The organism is Nakamurella alba (genome assembly GCF_009707545.1).
Classification (GTDB): Bacteria; Actinomycetota; Actinomycetes; order Mycobacteriales; family Nakamurellaceae; genus Nakamurella; species Nakamurella alba.
In genome coordinates, this window is the sequence record NZ_WLYK01000001.1 from 804689 (window position 1) to 829696 (window position 25008).

Below are 25008 nucleotides of genomic sequence, written 5' to 3' on the forward strand. Positions count from 1 at the left end.
TGACCGGTCCGGGGACACCCGGCACAATCCACGGGTGACCACCACCCGGCCGCCCGTGAGGGACAGCGCGCAGCGGTTCTTCCTCGACCGTGGGCTGCCGCTGGTGCTGACACCGCGGGTGCGGGCGTACCGGATCGTGCGCCGCAGCAGCTCGTTCGTCGCCGCGCTGGCGGTGCTGGAACTGGTCGCGATCCTGATGTTCGGGATCTTTGACGTGCCCGACGAGGAGTACGACCGCCGACTGGGCTCGTCCGGCTGGCTGACCCTGCTCTGGATCCTCATCGGCGCCTCGGTGGTGGTGCCGCCGCTGGTCGGCGCGCTGGTCGCCCGGATGACCCGGGGCCCGGCCGGTGGCTGGGTGGCGCCGGTGGTGGTGGTCACCATGGCGGTGCTGGTGCCGGTCGTCGGGTCGCTGGTGGTGGACGGGGAGGTCGGCGCCGATCTGCTGCCGGTGATCGGCCTGCACCTGCTCGCCGACGTCCTGGTGGTGCTGATGAACTACCTCGGCGCCGGGTCGGTGCTCTGGTGGGCGGCCCGCTTCGCCTGGCGGCAGCTCGGCGCGCTGGGCACCATGGGCGGCCGGGCACTGCCGCTGGTGATGCTGACCGTGGTGGTGTTCTTCACCGGCGAGCTCTGGCAGTGGGCGGCCACCGCGGACCGGGCGGTCGTCTGGCGGACGACCGCCTTCCTGGCCGCCATCGCCCTGGCCTTCATGATCACCCAGCTGCGCGACGAGCTGCGTGGGATCCGCCGCCGGCTGCGCACCGAGGGCGAGGCCGAGCGGATCCTGGTCCGCACCCCGATGGCGTCCATGCCGGTGCCACCCACCCGCCCGCCGATGTTGTTCCGGGAGAAGGTCAACGTGCTCGGCGTGCTGCTGGTGGCGCAGGCCATCCAGGTGGTGCTGTTCACGGTGGTGGTGCTGGTGCTCTTCGTCGTACTGGGCGCGATCATGCTGCCGACCGCGATCGTGGAGACCTGGTCCGGCGCGACGGCGGCCCCGGGCACCTGGTTCGGGTTGCGGCTGCCGGTGCCGAACTCGCTGGTCCACATGGCGTTGTTCATCGCTGTGCTGTCGGGCCTGTACTTCACCGTGCACAGCAGCACCGATGCCCAGTACCGCGCCCAGTTCTTCGTCCCGCTGATCGACGACGTCGCGGTCAGCCTCGCCGCCCGTGACGTCTACCTGACCAGCTGGCGCAGCTCCCCGCCGGGTTGAGCCTGGAGTGTCCGCCGCGCATGTCGAAGGGCGCCCGCGGAGCGCCTACCCTGGGAGGGCCATGACCTATCTCGACCACGCCGCCACCACCCCGGTCCTGCCGGAGGTGGTCGCCGCTGTCGCCGAGGCCATGTCGACCTGCGGCAACGCCTCGTCCCTGCACTCCTCGGGGCGGGCCGCCCGGCGGCGGGTGGAGGAGGCCCGGGAGTCGATCGCCCGGGACCTCGGCGCCCGGCCCAGCGAGGTGGTCTTCACCTCCGGCGGGACCGAGTCGGACAACCTGGCGGTCGCCGGTATCCACCGGGCGCGCCGGGCTGCCGACCCGCGCCGGACCCGGCTGCTGCTGGCCGCCGTCGAGCACCACGCGGTGCTGGACGTCGCGGAGCAGCTGGAGCGCGCCGGGGAGGCCCGGATCGGCTGGCTCGAGGTGGACGACTACGGCCGGGTGCACGCCGACACCCTCGCCGCCGCGATCGCCGAGAACCCGGACGACGTCTCGCTGGTCAGCGTCATGTGGGCGAACAACGAGGTCGGCACCGTCAACCCGATCCGCGAGCTGGCCGGAGTGGCCCACCGGCACGGCATCCCGCTGCACACCGACGCGGTGCAGGCGCTGGGTCAGCTGCCGGTCGACTTCGGTCGCAGCGGCGCCGACGCGCTGACCGTCACCGCGCACAAGATCGGTGGCCCGACCGGGGTCGGCGCGCTGCTGCTGCGTCGGGAGCAGGCCGTCGCGCCGCTGCTCTTCGGCGGCGGCCAGGAGCGCGGGATCCGCTCCGGCACACTCGATGTCGCCGGCATCACCGGCTTCGCCGTGGCCGTCCGGGACGCGGTGGCGCACCAGCCGCAGCGGGCGGCCCTGCTGGCGGCCCTGCGTGACGACCTGATCCACCGGGCCTCGACCGCGGTGGCCGGTGTCGCGCTCTCCGGTGATCCCGGACTCGGCCTGGTCGACGGGGCACCGTCCCGGCTGCCGGGCAACGCCCACCTGCGGTTCACCGGTTGCGAGGCGGACTCGCTGCTGATGCTGCTCGACGCCCGCGGGATCGAGTGCTCGACCGGCTCGGCCTGCACCGCCGGGGTGGCCCGCCCGTCCCACGTGCTGCTGGCGATGGGGCTGGAGGAGGACAGGGCCCGTGGGGCCCTGCGCTTCTCGCTCGGGCACACCTCGACGCAGGCCGATGTGGACGCGGTCATCGACGCGCTGCCGGCGGTGGTCGAGCGCGCCCGGGCGGCGGGCGCGCTGATCCGCCGATGAAGGTGCTGGCCGCGATGAGCGGCGGGGTGGACTCGGCGGTGGCCGCCGCACTGGCGGTGGAGGCCGGGCACGAGGTGACCGGCGTGCACATGGCGCTGTCCCGGCAGCCCGGCACGCTGCGCACCGGCTCCCGCGGCTGCTGCACGATCGAGGACGCCCATGACGCCCGCCGGGTCGCCGATCATCTCGGCATCCCCTTCTACGTCTGGGATTTCAGCGCGGAGTTCGCTGAGGACGTGGTGGCCGACTTCCTCTCCGAGTACGCCGCCGGCCGCACCCCGAACCCGTGCCTGCGGTGCAACGAGAAGATCAAGTTCGCCGCGCTGCTGGACCGGGCGATCGCCCTCGGCTTCGACGCGGTCGCCACCGGGCACCACGTCCGGCTGGTCGACGGGGTGCTGCACCGCTCGGTCGACGCCGCCAAGGACCAGTCCTACGTGCTGGCCGTGCTCACCCGGGAGCAGTTGGCGCACACCATGTTCCCGCTCGGCGAGCTGACCAAGGAGCGGGTGCGGGAGCTGGCCGCGGAGCGCGGCTTCGCGGTGGCCGGCAAGAAGGACTCGTACGACATCTGCTTCATCCCGGAGGGCGACACCCGCGGCTACCTGCGCGAGAAACTGGGCGAGCGGCCGGGTGTCGTGGTCGACGCCGCATCCGGCGAGGAGCTGGCCCGGCACGACGCGTTCTACGGCTACACCATCGGCCAGCGCAAGGGTCTGGGCCTCGGCCGGCCGGCCGCCGACGGGAAGCCACGGTTCGTGCTCGGCATCGAACCGGTCTCCGGCACGGTGACCGTGGGCCCGGTGGACGGACTGGACGTCGACTCGCTGACCGGCGAGCGGATCGTCTTCTCCACCGGCGCCGCACCCGAGTTCCCGCTGCGCACGGTCGCCCAGCTGCGTGCGCACGGCGCCACCGTGCCGGCGGTCGCCGATCTCGTCGACGGCCGGCTGCAGGTGCGGCTGGACGCGAAGATGCGCGGCATCGCCCCCGGCCAGACCGTGGTGCTCTACGACCCGCAGGACCGCTACGTCATCGGCGCCGCCACCATCGTGCGGGCGGCATGACCGACCGCGCCTGGTCCTCCGGCGGCGTTGCCACCGGTGTCGGATCGCTGCCCGGCACGTCCGCCGACGAGGCCGCCCGCACGGTGGCCGGCGAACTGCCCGACCTGCCGCACCTGGCGGAACTGCCCGGCCGTGGTGCGGGCGCCGACATGATCGGCCGGGCGGTGGGCCTGCTGGTCGACGTGTACGGGGAGGTCGTGCCGAGCGGCTGGCGGATCAGCCGCCGGCCCGGCCGTGACGTGCAGCGGGCGCAGGACTACCTGGCCTGGGACCTGGACGCCGCCGAGCAGCACTACGCCGGCGCGGCATGGGTGAAGGTCCAGGTCTGCGGGCCGTGGACGCTGGCCGCCGGGATCGAACTGCCGTCGGGCAACCGCGCCCTGCTGGACCTCGGCGCGGTGACCGACCTGTCCGCCTCGCTGGCGGAGGGCCTGACGCAGCAGCTCACCGAGCTGACCCGGCGACTGCCCGGCACCCGGTTCGTGGTGCAGGTCGACGAGCCCGGCCTGCCGGCGGTCCTGGCCGGGAGCCTGCCCACCGCCTCCGGTTTCGGCACCGTCCGGTCGATCGACCGGGCCACGGCGGGACCGGTGCTGCAGGACTTCGTGTCGGCCATCGGTGAGCACCCGGTCGTCGCGCACTGCTGCCACCCGCAGATCCCGATCGACCTGTTGAGAGCGGCCGGGGTGCAGGCGATCTCGCTGGACGTCACCGCGCTCGGCAGCTCCGCCGGCCGGCTCGACCCGGTGGGCGAGGCGCTGGAGGCCGGCACCGTGCTGCTGGCCGGCCTGCTCCCGGGCGTCGCCCCTGTCGGACCCGCCGTGCCGCTCCGGCAGTGGGCCGGACCGCTGCTGGACCTGTGGAACCGGCTGGGTCTGCCGCGCAAGGACCTCGCCGGAGTCGTCCCGACGCCCACCTGCGGGCTGGCCGGAGCCGCCCCGGAGTGGGCACGGACCGCCATGCACACCGTCGCCGAGCTCGGCCGCGCTCTGCAGGATCTGCCCGAGGGCTGGTAGCCCGGCGCTTCAGCCCTCCAGCGCCGCGTACACCGCGGTGAGGTGGTCGTCGCTGCGCGGCCCGCCGATCAGCCCGGCGCCCATCCTGTTCGGGACGTAGACGAAGGTCATCCGCTGGTCCAGGTCCATGATCGCCAGCGAGCCACCCCAGCCGCCCCAGAAGCAGATCCGGCGGTCCGGTCGCTGCGCCACCGTCGCCGGCAGCGGCAGCCCGGGGAGGGGGAGCGCGTACCCGATGCCCCAGCGCAGCGGCATCCCGAGGATCACGTCGGTGCCGTTGGCCTGTTCGCGGAAGATCAGCCCGATGGTCTCCGGGGACAGCCACCGCTGCCCGTCGATCCTGCCGCCGTTCGGGATCGCGGACAGGATCGTCGCGATGCCGCGGGCGGTGCCGTGGCCGTTGAGCGCACCCATGTCGGCGGCCCGCCAGGCGTCGGTGTTGGCGTCCTCGGCGGTGGAGGCAGGGCCGGTCATCGACTTGTAGGCGGGCTGTCCTGGTCCATCCCGGAGATGTCGAAGGGCAGTGGTGGTGGCGGCACGATGTCCGCGATGCGCGAACGGTCCTCGGGCCGGGCGCCGATGCCGAAGTCGGCGCCGAGCGGGCCGGCGATCCGCTCCGCGACGAACTCGCGCAGCGGCAGACCGCTGACCCGGCGCACGATCTCGCCGAGCAGGTGACCCTGGGTGTTGCCGTGGTACCCGGAGGCGGAGCCGGGGGTCCACCACGGCGCCTGGGCCGCCAGCAGTGCGACGGAGCCTGCGCGGTCGTACATGTCGGCGGTGGTGAAGGGCCGGCGTTCCCAGCCGGAGACGCCCGAGGTGTGGCCCATCACGTGCCGCACCAGCACCTGTTCCTTGCCGGCCGCGGCGAACTCCGGCCAGTAGGCGGCCACCGGTGCGTCGACGTCGAGCAGCCCCTGTTCGACGAGCAGCAGCATCGCCAGGTTGGTGACGGTCTTGGTCGTCGACCAGACGTTGGTGATGGTGTCCTCGGACCACGGCACCGTGCGGGCGGGATCCCGGTGCCCGCCCCACAGGTCGACCACCACCTCGTCGCCGATCCGCACGTGCAGGCCGGCGCCGAGGTCGTCGCCGGAGTCCAACCGGGCCCGGAAGCTGTCCCGGACCGCGGAGAAGCGTTGATCGGTGCTGCCGTGCAGCGGTGCCGTGCCGGTGTCCATGCTGCTTCCCTTCAGGCCAGCGAGCGGAAGGTGCTGCCGTGGAACACCAGTGGCGTCTCGGCGGCGTTGGCGCGCATGCGGTGGATCCGCAGCAGCACGATGGTGTGGTCACCGGCGGGCAGCTCCGACTCGATCGAGCACTCCATCCAGGCCGCGGCGTCGCGGACCAGGACGGCGCCGGTGTCGGTGGTCTCCCGGTCGACCCCGGCGAACCGGTCGCCGTTCTTCGCCGACAGCGACCGGCAGGCCGCGTCGTGCCCGGCGGCCAGCACGCTGACCCCGATCCGCGCGCCGCCGCGCAGCTTCGGCCACGTGGTGGAGGTGTCCTGCACACAGACCGAGACCAGCGGGGGCGACACCGACACCGAGGTGAACGAGCTCGCCGCCATCCCCACCTCGGCGCCGTCGATCTCGGCGCACAGGGCGGTGACCCCGGACGGGAAGCAGCCGTAGACCTGTCGCAGCACCAGCGGATCGCCGGCCGGTGCGTGCAGCTCGATGAGCGTCGAGGGGGTCACTGCGCACTCACCGGTTCCGCGGCGGGCCAGTAGGTGTCGCGCAGCTTGCGCTTGTAGAGCTTGCCGGTGGGCAGCCGGGGCAGCTCGTCCACGAAGTCGATGCTGCGCGGGCACTTGAACCGGGCCAGCGCGGACCGGCAGTGGTCGATGAGTGCCTTCTCGGTCGCCGGGCCGGCCTCGATCCCGTCCACCAGCTGCACGACACCCTTGACGGCCTCGCCCTTGTCGTCGTCCGGCACGCCGATCACCGCGGCGTCCATCACCCACGGGTGGGAGACCAGCAGGTTCTCCACCTCCTGCGGGTAGATGTTGACCCCGCCGGAGATGATGACGAACGCGTGCCGGTCGGTGAGGTAGAGATAGCCGTCCTCGTCCAGGTAGCCGATGTCGCCGACCATGGTCATGGTCCCGCTGGGATGCCGTGCGGCGGCGGTCTTCTCCGGGTCGTTGAGGTACTCGAAGTTGCTGTTGCCGCCTCGGAACCAGATCGTGCCCGGCACCCCGGGCGGGCAGGGGCGGCCGTCGTCGTCGAGGATCACCGCCTCGCCGAGGATCGGCCGGCCGACGGTGCCGGGGTGCGCCAGCCACTCCTCGGGGCCGCAGCCGGTGATCCCGTTCGCCTCGGTGGCTCCGTAGTACTCGTAGATGACCGGGCCCCACCACTCGAGCATCGCCTGCTTCACCGGCATCGGGCACGGAGCGGCGCCGTGCACGACCGCCTCCAGGGTGGACAGGTCGTAGCGCTCGCGGATCACCGCCGGCAGCTTGAGCAGCCGGGAGAACATGGTGGGCACCACCATGGAATGGGTCACCCCGAACTGCTGCACCAGCGCGAGATAGGTCTCGGCGTCGAACTTCTCCATCACCACCGAGGTGCCGCCCAGACGCAGTGCGATGGCCACGCTGGACTGCGGTCCGGAGTGGTAGAGCGGGGCGGGGGAGAGGAAGACCATGCCACCCTCGCGCAGGTGGAACACCTGCCGACCGAAGGCCTCGATGTCGAGCATCTCGCCGGGATCCCGGTCCGGCAGGCCGCGGACGATCGCCTTCGGCACACCGGTGGTGCCGGAAGAGTAGAACATCGGCGTGCCGAGACGCTCGTCGGGGACCGGGGTGTCGGGGAACGGGGCGACCGCCGCGGCGTACGGCTCGAAGCCGTCCGTCGGTGCGTCGACGTCCAGCATGATCCACCGCCGCACCGCCGGGCAGAGCGCCGGCAGGTCGGCCGCCACCTCACGCTTCGCCCTCGAGGAGAGCACCAGCAGGGCACCGGAGTCGTTGACGATGTAGGCGGCCTCGGCAGCGGAGAGGAAGGCGTTGATCGGGGTGTAGTACAGCCCGGTGCGCTCCGCGGCGGACATCGCCACCAGCAGCTCGATGTGGTTCTCCACCAGGAAGGCGACGTGGTCCTTGCGCCGCAACCCCATGTCGCGGAACAGGTGCGCCAGCCGGTTCGCCCGGCGGTCCAGCTCGGCGAAGCTCAGCGTCTCGCCGCTGCCGGCCATGATGATCGCCGGCCGGTCCGGCGTGGTCCTGGCATGTTCACCCGGGTACATGGTGCTCTCCCTTCACCGCAGCGGCCGGAGGAACTCGGCGGCCGCCCAGCCGCCCTCCGGTCCGACGAAGTCGACGGTCATCTGCGCCATCCGGACCCGGCGGTCCTCGGTGGCCTGGGTGACCGGCACCAGGTGCCGGATGGTGCCGTCGAGCACCATCATCGGCAGACCCTGCGCCCGCAGGGTGGCCCGGTAACGCCCGTTCCAGGTCGCTTCGCCGGCGTAGTCGGTGACGACGGTGAACGCGGTGATCGGGTGCAGCACGTTGTCGGCGGTGACCACCACGCCGCCCACGGAACGTGCACCGGAGTCCTCGGTCTCGCTGTAGGCGGTGACCCGGGTCCCGTCGGCGAAATACGCACAGAGCCACTCGCCGGTGAACGAGGCCCACTCCCGCGGTCCCCAGGAGTGGTCGCGCATGGCGGTGACCCGGTCCAGGCCCCAGGTCCTCGACCCGACGGTGATCTCGCCGCTGATCTCGCCGAACTGCTCGTAGTGGTCGGCAGCGATCACCGAGCCGCCCGGCGTGCAGTCACCGAGCTGGTCGGGGTCGGTGACGAACAGCGGGCTGGTGGCCTCGAAAGTCAGGTCGATGGTGCACTTCTCGGCCGGGCTGTTCTTCAGCACGATCCGCGGGCGGTCGGCCATCAGGGCCGGGGTGGCGATCCGCGCGACGCTGTTCGAGTACCGCACCGACACCGTGCGGGTCGGTGTCTTGACGACGAATTCCAGTCCCTGGCTGGCGAAGTCGTCGTTCGTGGCGTTCTGCTCCCGCCCGGCGCGGAAGGCGATCGCGCCGCCCGGCAGGGTCAGCTGCACCGAGGCCTCCTTGTACCCCAGTCCCGGTCGGTTGCCGACCCGCAGCAGGCCGCCGATCTGGGCCACCGGATCCACGAAGTTCAGGTAGTAGCTCTCGTTCCAGTTCCCGATCCCGGAGCCGTCGTGCGTCTCCTCCGCATCGGCGCCGTACTTGCAGGAGGTCCACACCTGCTGGTCCCGCTCATCCATCGCCACTCCTGTCGGCAGCATTGCCCACTTGCGTCGAAGTGAAGGCTAGTTCCGGCCATGCAGATGGTCAACATGCCATTTCATCAGTACTGTTCGCCGTACTGTTAGTTTCAGTTCTGATCAGTAGTGCCGGTGGCACGAGGGGAGAGCGCGACGATGCAGGACACGGCGGACGGGCAGTGCGGCCCGGTGGCGCTGGTGACCGGCGCCGGCCGGGGGATCGGCCGGGCGGTGGCCGAGAAGCTGGCCGCCGAGGGCTGCCGCATCGTGGTGAACGACCTGGACCCGGGCCCGGCGCAGGAGGTGGCCGACGGCATCGTCGCCCGCGGCGGCCGGGCGGTGGTCTGCGCCGGATCGGTGACCGGCCATGACTTCCCGGACCGCTTCGTGGGAGCCGCGGTGCAGGCGTTCGGCGGGGTGGACATCATCGTCAACAATGCCGGATACACCTGGAACGCGTACCTGGGGGCCATGTCCGACGAGCAGTGGGACACGCTGATCGAGGTGCACCTGACCGCACCGTTCCGGATCCTGCGGGCCGCCCAGCCGGTGATCCGCGCGGCGGTGAAGGCCGAGCAGGCGGCCGGGGTCCCGGTGCCGTGCCGCAAGGTGGTGAACGTGTCGTCGATCGTCGGCACGGCCGGCAGCGCGAGCCAGGCCAACTACTCCTCCGCCAAGGCCGGGCTGCTCGGCCTCACCCGCACCCTGGCCAAGGAGTGGGGCCGGTACAACGTGACGGTGAACGCGGTCGCCTTCGGCATCATCACCACCCGGCTGACCACCGCGGTCGGCGCCGACAGCACCACCGAGGTGGGTGGCCGTCCGGTCACCGTGGGCGCCACCGAGAGCATCCTGTCCGTCCTGGAGAGCGGCGCCTCGGCGGCGCCGCTGGGGCGGGCCGGCACCCCGGAGGAGGCAGCCGGCGCGGTGTGGCTGCTCTGTTCCCCGGAGTCGTCCTACGTGACCGGTCAGGTCCTCGAGTGCGCCGGCGGGCTGCAGTCGGTGTGAACCCGCACCGGATCCCCGCAGGCCTGGTGGCAGACTCAGCACCGAGGACGGTGGGGACGCACCGGGCACCGGCCCGGACCGCACGCGGGACGGGAGGGTCGACGCCAGTGGCTGCACCGACGCCCGGCACCGACCGGCGGTCACGGCGCCGCGTGCAGCTGATGGACGCCTCCGCGCGGTTGTTCCAGGAGTTCGGCTACCACAACGTCAGCATGGACGACATCGCGGTCGCGGTCGGGCTGACCGGTCCGGCGCTGTACCGGCACTTCCGCAACAAGCACGACATCCTGGCGCAGGCGCTGTTCGCGCAGCTCGACCTGGTCGCCGGGGTGGCGTCGCGCAGCCTGACGGTGGACGGCACCGGCGCCGAACGGCTGGACCTCTACTTCGCCGACCTGGCCGCGCTGGTGGTCGACGTGGAGGAGGCACTGCTCTGGAAACGGGAGCGGCGGCACCTGGCGGGGGACGAGCAGCAGCAGTTCCGCCGGCAGCTGCGCAGCGTGCTGGCCGACACGGTGCGGATCATCCGCGGCGCCCGCCCCGATCTCGAGGAACCGGACGCCGTGCTGCTCGGCTGGGTGGTGCTCTCCGTGTTCTCCAACGCCAGGCACTACCGGGCCCAGCTGGACCCCACCACGCTGTCCCGGGTGCTGATCGCCATGGGCAGGTCCGTGGTGATGACCGACCTGAGCACCGCCCACGACGACGCCGGTACCCCGCCGGTCGATCTGGAGCGCCGGCCCGCGGGCCGGCGGGACCGGATCCTGCACGCAGCGGCGCGGCTCTTCGATTCCTCGGGGTACTACGCGGTCGGCATCGAGGACATCGCCGCGGCCGCCGCCGTCTCGATCGCCAGTGTGTACCAGCACTTCTCGAGCAAGGCCGAGCTGCTGCAGCTGATGCTCTCCCGCGGCGCCGACGGCATCAACTACGTGACCGCGCACCGGCTGGCCTGGGCGGCCGACGCCCAGGACGCGCTCTGGACGATCCTGGACACCTATCTCGAGCTGGCGCTGGGCCCGCACCGGCGACTGCTCGGCATCCTCACCGCGGACGTCATCTACCTGCCGACGGAGACGCAGCAGGCGCTGCAGCGCACCGAGCGCGAGTACCTCGACGAGTGGACGGCCGCGCTGCTCGCGGTTCGGCCGGAACTGCCGGCGACCGAGGCACCAGCCCTGGTCCGCACCACCCTCGCGCTGATCAACGAGACCACCCAGATCCCGGCCATGCGGGACCGCCCGCACATCCGCAGCGAGCTCCGGTCCATCTCCCTGTCGGTCCTGCACAGCTGAAAACCATCCCTCACTGTCGTCTGTGATGCGGTGCCTTGGTGGCAGAACCAGGATTCACGTAGGCTGGAGGGCGGAAGAGAGGCGACCGACGATGACCGCTACCACCCCGCCGGCCCCGGTGCCGGAGTTCCTCGACGACCTGGCCGGCACGGTGCAGCGGGAGTGGGGAGCGGACGGGCCGGTCCGGTTGACCGGGGTGGACCGCCGTAGCGAGGGCAACTCGTGGGAGACCTATCTCGCGACCGTGGAGTGGTCGACGGACGGACGGCCGCGGCGGACGCCGATCGCCGTCAAGCGGCAACCGGTCGCCGGGATCGTCGGCGACTACGACGTCGACCGGGAGGTCGTCCTGCTGGCCGCCGCCGCCCGGTCCGGTTGCCCGGTACCCCGGGTGCTGGCGCACCGGGTCGGTGGCACCGGCGGCCGGGGGTTCTTCGTGATGGAGCAGGCGCAGGGCCGGATCCCGCTGCCCGGCGACCTCGGCCGGGAACTGCCCGACCCAGCCGACCGGGCCCGGCTCGGACGCGACATCGCCGCTGTGATGGCCACTCTGCACGCCGGGCCGGTCGACGACCCGGAGCTCGCACGGGTGCTGGGAACCACCCCGGACGAGGCCCGGTCGCCGGTCCGGGAGGTCGGGCACTGGGATGCCGCCTACCGTGCGGTGCCGGCCACCCCGGTCCCGCTGCTCGACCTGGCCCTGGACTGGCTGCACGCGCGCACCGGTGCGGTGTCCGGCCGGGTGGCGTTGGTGCACAACGATCTCCGCGTCGGCAACATCGTGTTGACCGACGGCCGGCTGTCCTGCGTGCTGGACTGGGAGACCGCCCACCTGGGCGACCCGGCAGCGGATCTCGCCTGGTTCGGGATGCGGACCTTCCGCGGCCGGTCGGCGTCCTGGGGCAGGCTGCTGCGGGAGGACGAGTTCCTCGACCACTACGCCGTCGCGGCCGGCTGGCGGCCGAGCACGGAGTCACTGCGCTACTGGACCGTGCTCGGCCTGGTGAAGACGGCCGTCGGCTGCCTGCAGGCGGTGCGGATGTACTCGGACGGCAGCCGCGGCGACCTGCGCTACGCGAACATGGCGCACTCGGTGCACTACGGGCTCTACTGGCTGGCGCAGATGCTGCGCGACCGCGAATGGGGAGAATGAGATGGCTGTGCTGCCATTGGATCCGGAACAGTTGCTGCGCTCGGTGCGGGACGCTCTCGCCGGGCCGGTGCTCGACGCGCTGCCCGGCCGCGGGGCCGACTTCGCCCGCGCCGAGTTGCTGTCGGCGGTCGAGCTGCTGGACAACATCGCCGGCGGACTGACCTGGTCACCGGACGAGAAAGCCGCCGAGGAAGCCGATCTCGCAGACCTCGAGACCACCCTCGGCCTGCCCCCGACCGAAGGTGACCGCGCCGGAAGGCTACGCACGGTCGGTGACCGCATCCGTGGCACCTACACGGCCGACCAGGACCCGCAGGACACCATCGCGGCCGTGCTCGCCTGGACCGATGCCGAACTGCGACGGGGCATGTCGACAGCGACCCGCGCCTCCACCATCGGCGGCTGAAGGCGCGGGTCGCAGGTCGTTCACATCAGGTCGGGTCAGGTCAGGCCGGGACCGGGGTGGCGACCAGGCCGGCCTCACGCAGCGCCGGCAGCACCTCGGCGGCGAACAGCCGCAGGCTGGCCTCGATCTTGTCGTGCGGCATGCCGCCGTAGGAGAACCCGAAGTTCTGGTTGTAGTCGCCGAACGCCTCGTACCGCTCCTTGATGCGGGCGACGATCTGCTCTGGGGTGCCGGTGATCTGCGCCGCCCAGTAGCCGTCGCAGGCCGCCTGCTTGCCGGCCGCCTGCAGCGCGTCGGCCATCGCCGCGTAGGACTGGTAGCCCTTGATCTCGTCGAAGTGGTTGGCCTTGTCGAAACCGTAGTGCTGCATGGTCTTCAGGAAGTGCCGGGTCACGTACTCCCGCGAGGTGGCCTCCGCCTCGGCCGCGTCGGCCGAGCAGTAGATGTGGTCGGTCATCACCGGCAGCGGCGGCTCGGTGCCCTGCAGTTCGCGGTACTTCGCGCGCCACTCCTCGATGTCCGCCAGGTGCACCTCGACCGGTCCTTGGGCGAAAGAGGCGATGGTGGTACCGTTCTCGGCGGCGGCCAGCCGGGAGTCAGCGGACATCGCGATGTTCACCACGTCGCCGGTCATGTCGTGCATCGGGCGGGGCCGCAGCGGCGCCTCCGGCTGCGGGTAGAACGGCCCGCTGCCGCGGACGGTGCCGGAGCGCAGTCCGTCCAGCACCATCGTCAGCGACTCGTCGGAGCGCTGGCGGGAGGTGTTCATGTCGATGCCGAAGGTGTCGTACTCCTCCTTCGACAGGCCGCGGCCGATGCCGAGCTGGGCGCGGCCGCCGGACAGGATGTCCAGCAGGCTGATCTTCTCGGCCACCCGCAGCGGGTCGTTCCACGGCAGGATGACCCCGCCGGTGGTGAGCGTGGCGTTCTTCGTCCGGCCGGCGAGGTAGGCCAGGATCATCAGGTTGTCCGGGCTCATCGAGTACTCGCTGTCGAAATGGTGCTCCACGCACCAGATCCCGTCGAAGCCGAGCTCGTCGGCGAGCTCCGCCAGGTGCAGCTCCTTGGCGTAGAAGTCGTGGTCGTCCAGGTTCGCCGGGTTGGCCATGAACATCTGGTAGGTGATCCGCATGATGCAGGTCCTCTCGGGGTGCGGCTGTTCTCGGGATGCGGGTGTCAGAGGTACTTGTGGGCGAAGCCGGCCAGCTGCTCGACCGCGGCCTGCCCTTCCGGCAGGAAGGAGGCGAAGAGCGGCCAGACGTGGCACATGTCGTCGTAGACGGTCAGATCGGCGGTGCCGCCGGCCGTGGTGATGCCGTCCACCAGGGAACGGGCGTCGTCCAGCAGCACCTCGGTGGAGCCGACCACCACGTGCACCGGCGGCAGGCCGCCGAGTGCGCCGAACAGCGGGGAGGCCACCGGGTCCCGGGGATCGTCGCCCTGCAGGTAGGCGGCACGGAGGTTGCCGATGGAGCCGCGGGACACCGCGACGTCGAACGCCGCGTTGCTGTCGATGGTCCCGCTCTCGGCGGTGAAGTCGACCAGCGGCGAGATCGCCATCGCGGCGGCCGGGACCGGCTCCCCGCCGGCGACCAGCATCGCGAGCGCGGCGAAGGTCAGGCCACCGCCGCCGGAGTCGCCGCCGACCACGGTCGCACCCGGTCCGTAGGTCGCCACCGCCCAGCGCAGCACCGCCGCGCCGTCGAGAGCGGCGGCCGGGAACTTGTTCTCCGGTGCCAGCCGGTAGTCCGGCAGGATCACCGGGAAGCCCAGTGCGGCGGAGAACGCCGCGGCCAGGCCGGTGAAACCACGGGCGCTGCCGAGCACGTACCCGCCGCCGTGGAACCAGACCAGCACCTTGCCGGAGACGGCACCCGCGGCCCGCACCTCGAGCGCCGGCACGCCGCCGGCGTCGATCCCGGTGACCGTGGTGCCCTCCGGCAGCGGGAACTGCAGCAGCATCGCGTCGTACTGCTCCCGCAGGATCTCGACGGTCGCGTTCTCGGCGTCCGGGAACCCGTTCCGGTACACGTCCTCGGCGCGGTCGAGAGCGTCGCTTCTGGCCATCTGACCTCCATGTCACATCGGCCCATCTCAGGTGTATGTGGCGACGGTAACAGAATGAGTCCTCATTCGCCATGCAGTGACGTGCAGCAATGGTGACCTTGCTCGGAGAATCATCTGTAACTATCCTCGGCGCGATGAACACGACGACGGTGTTGCTCGATCCCTTCCTGGACCGTGGCGTGCTCGCCCTGGCGGCGGCCGCGAGCACCCCGGAAGCGGTGGCGCTGCTGGTCCGGTACGGCTCCGGTTACCTGCAGGTGGGCATCGGGCCGGCGGTGCGCAGCAGGCTCCGGCTGCACCGGATGTCCGGCACCGGACCCGACTCCCGGGCGCTGCTCTCGGTGGATCTCGCGGCCGGATCGGGGACCGGGATCTCGGCGCACGACCGGTCGGCGACCATCCGTGCCCTGGCCCGGCCGGACTCCGGGCCGGACGACTTCCACCATCCCGGGCACGTACCCGTGGTGCTGGTGCCGGAGCTGGGCAGCGCACCACCCCGGGCGCGGGCCGCGGCCGCCGCCCTCCGGTTGGCCGCCGCATCCACCGGTGTCGCGGTCGCCGCGTTCACCGACCTGGTCGACCCCGCCGATCCGCTACGCATGGCGGACGTCGCGGCCGCGCGGCGGTTCGCCCACCGGCACGGCCTACCCGTGGTCGACATCTCGGAAACCGCCGACCTGGCGCGCTGCTGGCCGCCGGCAGGCGATCAGGCCGGGGTGCTCGCGACGGCCGGCTGACGCAGTGGGGCGAGAGCCCCTTCCAGCTTGGCGATCTCGTCGAGCATGACACCCGCGGCCTGCTCGTTCGCCGCGGTCGGAACGAACTCCCCGTCGACCACCTGCGGGAACACCATCGGCAGCGCGACGGCCTCCGGCACCGGCACCATCTTCAGCACCGAGGCGACCTGGCGGATCGCGTGGGCGGCGCGGGTGCCGCCCGAGATCCCGCCGTAGGTCACCAGGCCGACGGGCTTGTAGGCCCACTCCTGGGACAGGTAGTCCAGGGCGTTCTTCAGGGCGCCGGTGAAGGAGAAGTTGTACTCCGGCGAGACGATCACGAAGGCGTCCGCCTCGTCGACAGCGGCCGACCACGCCTGCGTGTGCGGGTGCACGTACTGCCGCAGCCGCGGGTGGTGCGGCTCGTCGAACATCGGCAGGTCGATGGTGGCCAGGTCCAGCACCTCGACGCGGTCGACACCGCCGTGCCGGCGGGCGACCTCGGTGATCCAGGTGCCGATCGGCAGCCCGATCCGACCCGGCCGGGTGGACGCGATGATGACCTTCAGGGTCGACATGGCCTGCTCCTCGCTCTGTACTGCCGGCTCTGCCTGCTCTTCACGAATGTCTGTGACGTGTCAACCTTTGCACTTGCGAAGTTCTTCCGCCAGCCGCCCGGCGGTGACCGTGCTCACGGACGGGCCGCTGTCGGCACCCCTGGCTACGCTGCCGGGGTGAGCAAGAGCGCCGATCTCCCCGACCTGCCGGAAGCCGCCCAGGTGGCGGCGGAGGTGCCCGCGGAGGCCGCCCACCGGCACGCCGAGCTCGCCGAGCGGATCACCGACGCGCAGTTCCGCTACTACGTGCTGGACGCCCCGACGCTGTCCGACGGCGAGTTCGACACCCTGCTGCGCGAGCTGCAGTCCATCGAGGACGAGCACCCGGCCCTGCAGACGCCGGACTCGCCGACGCAGAAGGTGGGCGGCGGGTTCGCTACCGGATTCGCGCCGGTGGAGCACGCGGAGCGGATGCTGAGCCTGGACAACGTGTTCTCCGCCGACGAACTCGCCGAGTGGCTGGCCAAGACCGGCCGGGACGCCGGTGGCGAGGTCGAGTGGCTCACCGAGCTGAAGATCGACGGTCTGGCGATCAGCCTCACCTACGAACGCGGCCGGCTGGTGCGTGCTGCCACCCGCGGCGACGGCCGGGTGGGGGAGGACGTGACCCTCAACGTGCGCACCATCGACGTCATCCCGGAGCGGCTGCGCGACGACGGCGGCCACGACATCCCCGAGCTGGTGGAGGTACGCGGCGAGGTGTTCTTCCCGCTGGCCGGTTTCGAGGAGCTGAACGCCCAGCTGGTCGCGGCGGGCAAGGCGCCGTTCGCCAACCCGCGGAACTCGGCGGCCGGCTCGCTGCGGCAGAAGGACCCGAAGGTCACCGCCTCCCGCCCGCTGACCATGCTCTGCCACGGCATCGGCGCCCGGAAGGGCTTCGAGATGACCCGGCAGTCCGAGGCCTACGAGCGGCTGCGGGCCTGGGGGCTCCCCATCTCCGAGCACAACAAGGTGGTCGACACCGCCGCCGAGGTCGCCGCCCGGGTCGCCTACTGGCACGAGCACCGGCACGACATCAGCCATGACATCGACGGTCTCGTGGTCAAGGTGGACCAGATCGGCATCCAGCGCCGGCTGGGATCGACCTCCCGGGCGCCGCGCTGGGCGATCGCCTACAAGTACCCGCCGGAAGAGGCGACCACGAAGCTCAACGACATCCAGGTCAACGTCGGGCGCACCGGTCGGGTCACCCCGTTCGCCGTCCTCGAGCCCGTGCTGGTGGCCGGCTCCACCGTCGGCATGGCCACCCTGCACAACCAGGAGGAGGTCGTCCGCAAGGGAGTGCTGATCGGCGACACCGTGGTGATCCGCAAGGCGGGCGACGTGATCCCCGAGGTGCTCGGTCCGGTGGTCGACCTGCGCACCGGCGACGAGCGGGCCTTCGTGATGCCGACGCACTGCCCGGAGTGCGGCACCGAGCTGCGGCCGATGAAGGAGGGCGACGTCGACATCCGTTGTCCCAACTCGCGGTCCTGCCCGGCGCAGCTGCGGGAGCGGATCTTCCATCTGGCCGGCCGGGGCGCCTTCGACATCGAGGGCATGGGGTACGAGGCGGCGAAGAGCCTGCTCGGCTCCGGGGTGGTGCAGGACGAGGGGGACATCTTCGGCCTCACCGCGGACGACCTGAAGCGGGCGCCGCTGTTCCACCGGGCCAAGGACGATGCGCTCACCGAGGTCGGCCGGATCCTGCTGACCAACCTGGAGCAGCGCAAGCAGCAGCCGCTGTGGCGGGTGCTGGTCGCCCTGTCCATCCGGCATGTCGGGCCCACCGCCGCCCGTGCGCTGGCCCAGCAGTTCGGCTCGCTGGATGCCATCGAGGCGGCCACCGCCTCGGAGGAGGGCCAGGCCGAGCTGGCCGCCGCCGACGGTGTCGGCCCGACCATCGCCCGCTCGGTGACCGAGTGGTTCGGGGTCGACTGGCACAAGGAGATCGTGGAGAAGTGGCGGGCCGCCGGCGTCCGGATGGCCGACGACGTCACCGACCGCCCGGAGCAGACGCTGGCCGGCCTGTCGGTGGTGGTCACCGGGTCCCTCGAGACCTTCTCCCGGGACGAGGCGAAGAACGCGCTGCTGGAGCGCGGGGCGAAGGCAGCCGGGTCGGTGTCCGGGAAGACGGCGTTCGTGGTGGTCGGCGAGGCACCGGGGTCGAAGTACGACAAGGCGGTGAGCCTGAAGGTGCCGATCCTGGACGAGGCCGGCTTCCGGGTGCTGCTGGACCAGGGCCCGGACGCCGCCCGCGAGGTCGCCCAGATCGGGGAGGCGGAGGGTTCCGCGGACGCCTGACCGGACCCGGCCACCTGTGCGTCATCGGCCGGAAACGCCCGATGATCACAATGGCGCGGTGAGCGACGCAGCGGTGACCGACGACCCGTTCGGCAGGTTCAGCGCGGGCACCACCGCGGAGCACGGGCGGCTCGGCGAGGGCGACGGACCGGCCGCACCCTGGCGGCTCTGGGGTCCCTACCTGGCCGGACGGCAATGGGGCACCGTCCGCGAGGACTACTCGCACAGCGGTGACGCCTGGAACGCCTTCCCCTTCGACCACGCCGTCGCCCGGGCCTACCGGTGGGGCGAGGACGGACTGGGCGGGATCTCCGACCGGTTCGGCTTCATGAACCTCGGGCTGGCGCTGTGGAACACCCGCGACCCCATCCTCAAGGAACGGCTGTTCGGCCTCACCAACGAGGAGGGCAACCACGGCGAGGACGCCAAGGAGTACTGGTGGGCGATCGACGGGACGCCCACCCACTCGTACATGGAGTGGCTCTACCGCTATCCGCAGGCCGAGTACCCGTACCAGCAGTTGCGTGAGGAGAACCGGAACCGCTCGCGGGAGCAGCGGGAGTTCGAGCTGGCGGACACCGGTCTGCTGGACGAGCACCGGTTCTTCGACGTCAGCATCGGCTACGCAAAGGCCGCGCCGGACGACCTGTGCATCACCGTCACCGCCGTCAACCACGGCCCGGACGCCGCCCCGCTGGAGATCGTGCCGCAGCTCTGGCTGCGCAACACCTGGGCCTGGGGCCGGGACCGGCGGCGCTCGCGGATCCAGCAGCTGCTGCCGCCGACGCTGACCGTCGCCGGGCTGGAGGCCGTCGAGTGCCTGCACGGCTTCCTCGGCAACTACTACCTGGCCGGTGAGGGCTCGCCCGAGGTGCTCTTCTGCGACAACGAGACCAACGCCGTCGCGCTGTTCGGAGCGGAGAAGAACCCGGCGCCGTTCACCAAGGACGGGATCAACAACTACATCGTGCACGGCGACACCGGCGCGGTGAACCCGGTACCGGAGGGCACGAAGGTCGGCTTCCGGTACGTCTTCGACGCGGTGCCGGCCGGCGGGACCGTGTCGGTCCGGCTGCGGCTGTCGACCACGCCGCCGTCGGAGGAGACGTTCGGCCCGTCGTTCGCCGCGACCGTCGCCGACCGGGCGCGGGAGGCGGACGAGTTCTACGCCACCGTCATCCATCCCGAGCTCGACGAGCAGGACCGGCATGTGGCGCGGCGCGCGTATGCCGGGCTGCTCTGGGGCAAGCAGCTGTACCGGTACGACGTGGAGCAGTGGCTGGACGGCGACCCGGCGGTGAACCCGGCACCGGAGGAGCGCAAGGAGTACGGGCGGCGCAACACGCACTGGAACCACCTGGCGATCGCCGATGTCATCTCGATGCCGGACGAGTGGGAGTACCCCTGGTTCGCCGCCTGGGATCTCGCCTTCCACTGCATCCCGCTGGCGCACGTCGACCCGGCCTTCGCCAAGGAACAGCTGGTGCTGATGTGCCGGGAGTGGGCGATGCACCCGAACGGTCAGCTGCCGGCGTACGAGTGGGAGTTCGGTGACGTCAACCCGCCAGTGCACGCCTGGTCGGCGTGGCACGTCTACCGGATCGACGGGTACCGGGACCGCGAGTTCCTGGTGCGGGTGTTCACCAAGCTGCTGCTGAACTTTTCGTGGTGGGTGAACCGGAAGGACTCGTCGGGATCGAACATCTTCGAGGGCGGCTTCCTCGGGATGGACAACATCGGCCTGTTCAACCGGTCGGCGCCGTTGCCGCCGGGGTTCCGGCTGGAGCAGTCGGACGCGACCAGCTGGATGGCGTTCTACTGCCAGCAGATGTTCAAGATCGCGCTCGAGCTGTCCCGGCACGACTCGGCGTGGGACGACACCGCGACGAAGTTCCTCGAGCACTTCCTGTCCATCGCGCGGGCGCTGAACTCCTTCGGCTCGAGGAACATCTCGCTGTGGCACGAGGAGGACGGCTTCTTCTACGACGTGCTGGTGCAGCCGGACGGGCAGGCGCCGCACATGCGGGTGCGGTCGATGGTGGGGCTGCTGCCGATCCTCGGGGCGACCGAGGTGCCGTCGTGGATCACCCAGGAATGCCCGGACGTGACGGCGCGGCTGCGGTGGCTGCAGCGGCGCCGGCCGGCGGTGATGGGTCCGCTGCTGACCCGGTCGGGGCCGGAGGGGCGGAAGATGCTGTTGTCGCTGGTGGATCCGGCGCGGCTCAAGCAGATCCTGCAGCGGATGTTCGACGAGTCGGAGTTCCTGTCGCCGTACGGGATCCGGTCGCTGTCGGCGGCGTACAAGGAGCCGGTGAGTTTCGAGGTCAACGGGCAGGTGGCGACCATCGAGTACGAGCCGGGGGAGTCGAAGACCGGGATGTTCGGCGGGAACTCGAACTGGCGCGGGCCGGTGTGGTTCCCGGTCAACGTGCTGCTCGCCGACAAGCTGCGCACGTACGGCCGGCATTTCGGCGACTCCTTCACGGTCGAGGTGCCGGCGGGATCGGGGCAGCAGCGCACGCTGGTGGAGCTGGCCGACATCATCGATCGCGGGCTGACCGCGCTGTTCCGGCCGGTCAACGGGCGGCGGCCGGCGGACGGCAGCCGGATCGAGGCCTCCGACGACCCGCTCTGGAGCGTGCATCCCACCTTCAGCGAGTTCTTCGACGGTGATACCGGCGAAGGACTGGGGGCTGCGCACCAGACCGGCTGGACCGCGCTCGTCGCGCACCTGCTCAACCCCCGGCTGCCCCCCGATCCGCGGGCCAAGGGCTGGGGCTGAACCGCTCTGCTCGAACTGCCCCGCACTGCCGCCATCGCAGTAGATCTGGGAGGGACTCCATACTCCGTGCCCGGTGGTCTGGATCTCGGCCTGACCGTTTCCGGATACACGCAGTACGGCTGTGGTGGTTCCGAGAGCGGACCCAGTATCAGCTTGTGTCCACCTGGAACCGATCTCCAGCGCTCGATGCCCTTCGAGGTGCCATGGGCGATCGGCTGCGTCGCGATCATGGTGTCCGACCACCGCGACTACGGCGGCAACAGGAATACCGGCGAGGCGGTCCCCGGATCCCTGCAGACCATCCCGGGGGGCGACGGCGAGAACCTCACTGCGATCGTCGATGTCGACCGCAGCATCGCTCTGGTCCGGCTCGCTCCGGAGCGGTGGTTGACGCTCGCTGTCCCTCTCGAAGGTGGGATCGATGACGTGACGACCCTGTTCCCACTCCTGGCCGCCGTGGAACTGCCGGGGGTAGCGCAGGCCCGTCAGAACGGCGGGGTGTCGTCATCGTGGTCCTCGGTCTGCCAGGCGGGTTCCCATTCGCCGGGGTCGGTGATGGCGGGTGGTGGTCGTCGGGTGGTGCGGCCGAGGGCGCTGACCAAGGTGGCCGAACGGTCGTCGCGTTCGGTGATGGTCCAGGCGGTGAAGGTCTTGAGCCGGTGATGGAACCGGCAGAGCGGCCGCAGGTTGCGCAGAGTCGTCTTGCCGCCGGCGGCGGGATTGTGGTGGTCGAACGGCTCGCCGTGGTCGACGTCGCAGCGTTCGGCCTTGCGGTTGCAACCCACCCATGAACAGGTCTGCGTCAACAGCATGACCTTGCGGCGCAGACTCCCGGGCGGGACGTACACCCGGTCGGACACCCCGACGGGCGCGCCGGTCTCCGGGTCGATCACCAGCAGGGTGATCGAGTTCGCAGCTTTCAGGAGTTGGCGGGCGAGGTCGGGTGAGATGCACCCGAACCCGGACATGTCCCCGGGGTGGTCGGCCAGGCCCGCGAGGGCTTCCAGTGAGATGGTGATGACGCCGTTCCAGGGCAGCGCCGGGTTCAAGGCGCGGTCCTGCCACACCGGAGCTCTCCACTTCGGTGCGTGTCGTCTCGGCTGGTCGGGGTCGTCGAGCCGGAAGGGATCGAAAGGAGGCGGGTCGTCGGTGTCCGCGTCATCACTGGCGGCGGTGCGCTCCTGATTGCTCTTCTGACCGGTGTCGTCAGTGTCGCCGTCGCGCTCCGGGTTGCCCGGTGGATCAGCGTTGGGCGGCCCGGATTCTGACCATCCGCTACCTCCCTGGGCCACGGGATGTTCAGAATCGGAACGGTTCTCGGGCTCCGGACCCGCCTCGCCATCGCCGCCGGCGAGCTGCGAGTCCGTGTCATCGGCGGCTTCGCCGTCGACTCCGGCATCAGCGGTGTCGTCGTCCTTGCCGCCGCGCTGAACGTGACTGTCGGCATCCAGGTCGACGGGTTCATCAGCCGCACCGGTGATGTCGGAGCTGTCGCCCACCGGGTCGTTGTCGGCTGCCTGGTCGGCATCACATTCGGTGTGGGCGCCGACGGGGTCCTCGGCAGTGTCGGAGGGGTCAGGGTCGTTGCCCGCGCCCATCTTGTCGGAGCTGTCACCCACGGGGTCGTCGTCGGCTGCCCGGTCGGCATCACATTCGGTGTGGGCGCCGACGGGGTCCTCGGCAGTGTCGGAGGGGTCAGGGTCGTTGCCCGCGCCCATCTTGTCGGAGCTGTCACCCACGGGGTCGTCGTCGGCTACCTGGTCGGCATCACTTTCGGTGTCGGCGCCGACGGGGTCCTCGGCAATGTCGAAGGGGTCAGGGTCGTTGCCCACGCCCGTCCTATCGGTGCTATCACCCACCGAGCCGGCGTCAGCTGCCTCGTCAGGGCAGTCATCCGTCCCGGCGCCATCTGCATCGTCGGCAGCTCCGGTGGCGTCAGAGCTTTCACTTACCACCGGGCTATCGGTCGAACCCTCGCTGTCACTCTCGGCGTCTGCGGCGTCGGAGGCGTCGGAGGTTGCTGAGTCCTCGGCCGCGGTGGGGTCGACAGAATCGGTCTCCTCGCCTGCGCCGGTGCACTCGGCCTCGGCGCCGGTGGTTCCGGAGGGATCGCCGTCCACGTGGTGCTCGGTGCTCGCGGCGGACTCGGGGGCCGGGGTTTCGGTGTCACCATTTGCCTCGGCGACGCGATCGTCCGGCTCGCCGGCCGCAGCCTCGTCGACGTCGTCCTCGGCGGCGAAGTCGTGGGTCTCGCTGTCTGTTCCCTCGCTGTCTGTTCCCTCGCTGAAGGTCTCGACGTCATCGTCGTGCTCGTCGGGGATGTCGCCACCGGCGGCGACGTGCGCGGCGGCAGCGAGGATCTCACGCAGATCGATGGTGCCGTGGGTGTGGAGCTGTTCGAAGATCGCGGCGAACGCATCCGCCCGGCACTGCTCCAGCGTCCGGCCGCCGGCGTTGCCCATGGTGCGGGCGATCTGGTCCACCAGCTGCTGCACCAGTTGGGCGTTCTCGGCGGTGAGGTCGGCGTAGAACCGGGCCATCGCGCCGTCCAGGTCGTAGCGTCCGGTGCGGCGGTTGTTGAAGGCCCGCTTCTCCACCTCGGCGGTGTCTTCGGGTTGGAGGTCGGCGATGATGCGCTTGAGCAGGGGCTCCAGCTTCGCCGGAGCCCGCCCGGGTGCGACCTTCAACGCGCGCCGTTCGAACTCGCACAGCAGCGTCTGATCGCGCAGCTTGTAGGAGTACTTGTGGATCATCGATGCCCTGGTCTGATCCAAGACACCTTCGCGAAGCAGCGCGAGGGTGTCGGGCAGTTCTTCGATCAGATCGATCGCCCGCTGCACATAGATCGACCCCGACTTGGGCGAGAGCACCAGGGCAGCAGCGATTTCGCCACCGGCAGTGTCCCGCCGCGCTTTGGCCCTCTCCAGGGTGTCCATCAGATCGAAGTACTCGGCCGTCGAGTCCGGGTTCGACGCGCGCAGATCGTAGACCCGTTCCGACGCCGAGGGTTCCTGCGCCGCGTTGGCGCTGTCCTCCGCAGGCGCCGAGGATCCCTGTGATCCGCTGTTGCTGGCCTCCGTCGGCGTGGAGGCCCCTTCAGCTGTGCAGGCGTTGTCTTCTGGTGGCGCTGAGGGTCCTTCGGCGGAGCCGTCGCTGGCTTCCGTCGGCGCGGAGGGCTCCTCGGCGGAGGGCTCTTCAACCGTCCTGTCGCTGCCCTCCGATGGCGCTGAGGGTTCTTCAGTTGGGTTGTCGCTGTCTTCCGCCGGCCTCGGCGGTTCATGTCCGGCGCCCCTGTCCTTCGCCGGGTGCTTCAACAGACCCTCGGCAGACGGGATCACCCCGGGTTCCGCGAGGCGCGCCATGAACGGTTGCAGCTCGGCCTGGATGTAGGAGATGGCCTGGTATCCGGCAGCCACCAGGTCCACCACCTTGCGGCCTGACAGCTCGGCAGGGCACAGGGTGGACAGCGCGTGCAGCGCGTCCTCTGCGCGGCGCGCTGCCGGCAGCGTCTCCGGTGTTGCTGTCATCAATCCCACCCCTGCGATCCAGTCGATGTGACGTCGAGAACTGTTGTGTCCACCTCCCCCCGGAGGTCACTCACCTCAGAGTAGCAGTCGTACAACCACTTTGGAACACCTGTCCATGAATACTTCACTGTGCAGTCGATCGGAGGCTCTGCGTGATTGCGAGTCGACCGCTCGAAACATGCTCCGTCCGTTGCCATGTCCGGTCCTCTCGCACAGCTGATTGTCCATTGCGCGAACCGCGCCGCGGATGCACGGCAGGCCGGTGATGTCGCGATCAGTACTCCCGCCTCCCGTGCGGCGAGTCTGAAACGAAGAGGGCCCGAGGTATCGG

20 protein-coding genes are annotated in these 25008 nt (G+C 70.9%); 11 read left to right on the forward strand and 9 right to left on the reverse strand.

Annotated features, from left to right (window positions below; all coding sequences use genetic code 11):
- Positions 1–34: 34 nt before the first annotated feature.
- The 4 genes from GIS00_RS03550 (at position 35) to GIS00_RS03565 (ending at position 4560) form a co-directional block, all read left to right on the forward strand.
- On the forward strand, positions 35–1219 hold the full coding sequence (locus GIS00_RS03550; protein WP_154766975.1) for a hypothetical protein: 1185 nt from the start codon (positions 35–37) through the stop codon (positions 1217–1219).
- A 61-nt stretch (positions 1220–1280) separates the two neighbouring features.
- A complete protein-coding gene (locus GIS00_RS03555) occupies positions 1281–2477 on the forward strand; it encodes a cysteine desulfurase family protein (protein ID WP_154766976.1) in 1197 nt (398 codons plus the stop codon).
- Positions 2474–3544, forward strand: a complete 1071-nt coding sequence (gene mnmA, locus GIS00_RS03560) for a tRNA 2-thiouridine(34) synthase MnmA (RefSeq protein WP_154766977.1) — start codon at positions 2474–2476, stop codon at positions 3542–3544. Before GIS00_RS03555 ends, mnmA begins: the two co-directional genes overlap by 4 nt.
- A complete protein-coding gene (locus GIS00_RS03565; RefSeq protein ID WP_154766978.1) occupies positions 3541–4560 on the forward strand; it encodes a methionine synthase in 1020 nt (339 codons plus the stop codon). The genes mnmA and GIS00_RS03565 overlap by 4 nt, the downstream gene beginning before the upstream one ends.
- Positions 4561–4569: 9 nt before the next feature.
- On the opposite strand, the gene GIS00_RS27205 is transcribed toward GIS00_RS03565, so the two are convergent.
- From GIS00_RS27205 to GIS00_RS03585, 5 genes are read right to left on the reverse strand one after another with little or no spacing between them, the layout of a single operon-like run.
- Positions 4570–5034 carry a beta-lactamase family protein gene (locus GIS00_RS27205; RefSeq protein WP_230312741.1) on the reverse strand — a complete coding sequence of 155 codons (465 nt, stop codon included), beginning with the start codon at positions 5032–5034 and terminating at the stop codon, positions 4570–4572.
- Positions 5031–5741 (reverse strand): serine hydrolase domain-containing protein, encoded by a 711-nt coding sequence (locus GIS00_RS27210; RefSeq protein ID WP_230312742.1) that lies wholly within the window; start codon positions 5739–5741, stop codon positions 5031–5033. The genes GIS00_RS27205 and GIS00_RS27210 overlap by 4 nt, the downstream gene beginning before the upstream one ends.
- 11 nt (positions 5742–5752) lie before the next feature.
- Positions 5753–6259, reverse strand: a complete 507-nt coding sequence (locus tag GIS00_RS03575; RefSeq protein WP_322097437.1) for a flavin reductase family protein — start codon at positions 6257–6259, stop codon at positions 5753–5755.
- Entirely contained in the window at positions 6256–7815 is a 1560-nt protein-coding gene (locus tag GIS00_RS03580) for an AMP-binding protein (RefSeq protein ID WP_154766979.1), read from the reverse strand. Before GIS00_RS03580 ends, GIS00_RS03575 begins: the two co-directional genes overlap by 4 nt.
- 12 nt (positions 7816–7827) lie before the next feature.
- Positions 7828–8823: a DUF7065 domain-containing protein gene (locus tag GIS00_RS03585; RefSeq protein WP_154766980.1), complete on the reverse strand. Its 996-nt coding sequence runs from the start codon at positions 8821–8823 to the stop codon at positions 7828–7830.
- Positions 8824–8979: 156 nt separating this feature from the next.
- Between GIS00_RS03585 and GIS00_RS03590 the strand changes: the two genes are divergently transcribed.
- From GIS00_RS03590 to GIS00_RS03605, 4 genes are all read left to right on the forward strand, one after another.
- Positions 8980–9831 (forward strand): SDR family NAD(P)-dependent oxidoreductase, encoded by an 852-nt coding sequence (locus GIS00_RS03590; protein ID WP_154766981.1) that lies wholly within the window; start codon positions 8980–8982, stop codon positions 9829–9831.
- A gap of 107 nt (positions 9832–9938) precedes the next feature.
- Positions 9939–11126: a TetR/AcrR family transcriptional regulator gene (locus GIS00_RS03595; RefSeq protein ID WP_154766982.1), complete on the forward strand. Its 1188-nt coding sequence runs from the start codon at positions 9939–9941 to the stop codon at positions 11124–11126.
- Between the two features lie 91 nt (positions 11127–11217).
- Positions 11218–12279: a phosphotransferase family protein gene (locus tag GIS00_RS03600; RefSeq protein WP_154766983.1), complete on the forward strand. Its 1062-nt coding sequence runs from the start codon at positions 11218–11220 to the stop codon at positions 12277–12279.
- Between the two features lies 1 nt (position 12280).
- Positions 12281–12685 (forward strand): hypothetical protein, encoded by a 405-nt coding sequence (locus GIS00_RS03605; protein WP_154766984.1) that lies wholly within the window; start codon positions 12281–12283, stop codon positions 12683–12685.
- A 40-nt stretch (positions 12686–12725) separates the two neighbouring features.
- Here GIS00_RS03605 and GIS00_RS03610 read toward each other — a convergent pair whose 3' ends face one another.
- Positions 12726–13817 (reverse strand): LLM class flavin-dependent oxidoreductase, encoded by a 1092-nt coding sequence (locus tag GIS00_RS03610; protein ID WP_154766985.1) that lies wholly within the window; start codon positions 13815–13817, stop codon positions 12726–12728.
- A 44-nt stretch (positions 13818–13861) separates the two neighbouring features.
- Positions 13862–14752 carry an alpha/beta hydrolase fold domain-containing protein gene (locus GIS00_RS03615; RefSeq protein ID WP_154766986.1) on the reverse strand — a complete coding sequence of 297 codons (891 nt, stop codon included), beginning with the start codon at positions 14750–14752 and terminating at the stop codon, positions 13862–13864.
- A 134-nt stretch (positions 14753–14886) separates the two neighbouring features.
- On the opposite strand from GIS00_RS03615, the gene GIS00_RS03620 reads away from it, so the two are divergent.
- Positions 14887–15489 (forward strand): 3,4-dihydroxy-2-butanone-4-phosphate synthase, encoded by a 603-nt coding sequence (locus GIS00_RS03620; RefSeq protein ID WP_196073100.1) that lies wholly within the window; start codon positions 14887–14889, stop codon positions 15487–15489.
- Here the strand turns inward: GIS00_RS03620 and GIS00_RS03625 are convergent.
- On the reverse strand, positions 15459–16046 hold the full coding sequence (locus tag GIS00_RS03625) for an NADPH-dependent FMN reductase (RefSeq protein ID WP_154766988.1): 588 nt from the start codon (positions 16044–16046) through the stop codon (positions 15459–15461). The genes GIS00_RS03620 and GIS00_RS03625 overlap by 31 nt on opposite strands.
- Before the next feature lie 156 nt (positions 16047–16202).
- Between GIS00_RS03625 and ligA the strand changes: the two genes are divergently transcribed.
- Positions 16203–18368 carry an NAD-dependent DNA ligase LigA gene (ligA, locus tag GIS00_RS03630; RefSeq protein WP_322097438.1) on the forward strand — a complete coding sequence of 722 codons (2166 nt, stop codon included), beginning with the start codon at positions 16203–16205 and terminating at the stop codon, positions 18366–18368.
- 73 nt (positions 18369–18441) lie between these two features.
- Positions 18442–21150 (forward strand): MGH1-like glycoside hydrolase domain-containing protein, encoded by a 2709-nt coding sequence (locus GIS00_RS03635; protein WP_407666786.1) that lies wholly within the window; start codon positions 18442–18444, stop codon positions 21148–21150.
- 485 nt (positions 21151–21635) lie between these two features.
- Here the strand turns inward: GIS00_RS03635 and GIS00_RS03640 are convergent, their stop codons facing one another.
- Complete coding sequence (locus GIS00_RS03640; RefSeq protein ID WP_154766989.1) at positions 21636–24677, reverse strand: DUF222 domain-containing protein; 3042 nt, start codon at positions 24675–24677, stop codon at positions 21636–21638.
- Positions 24678–25008: the final 331 nt, after the last annotated feature.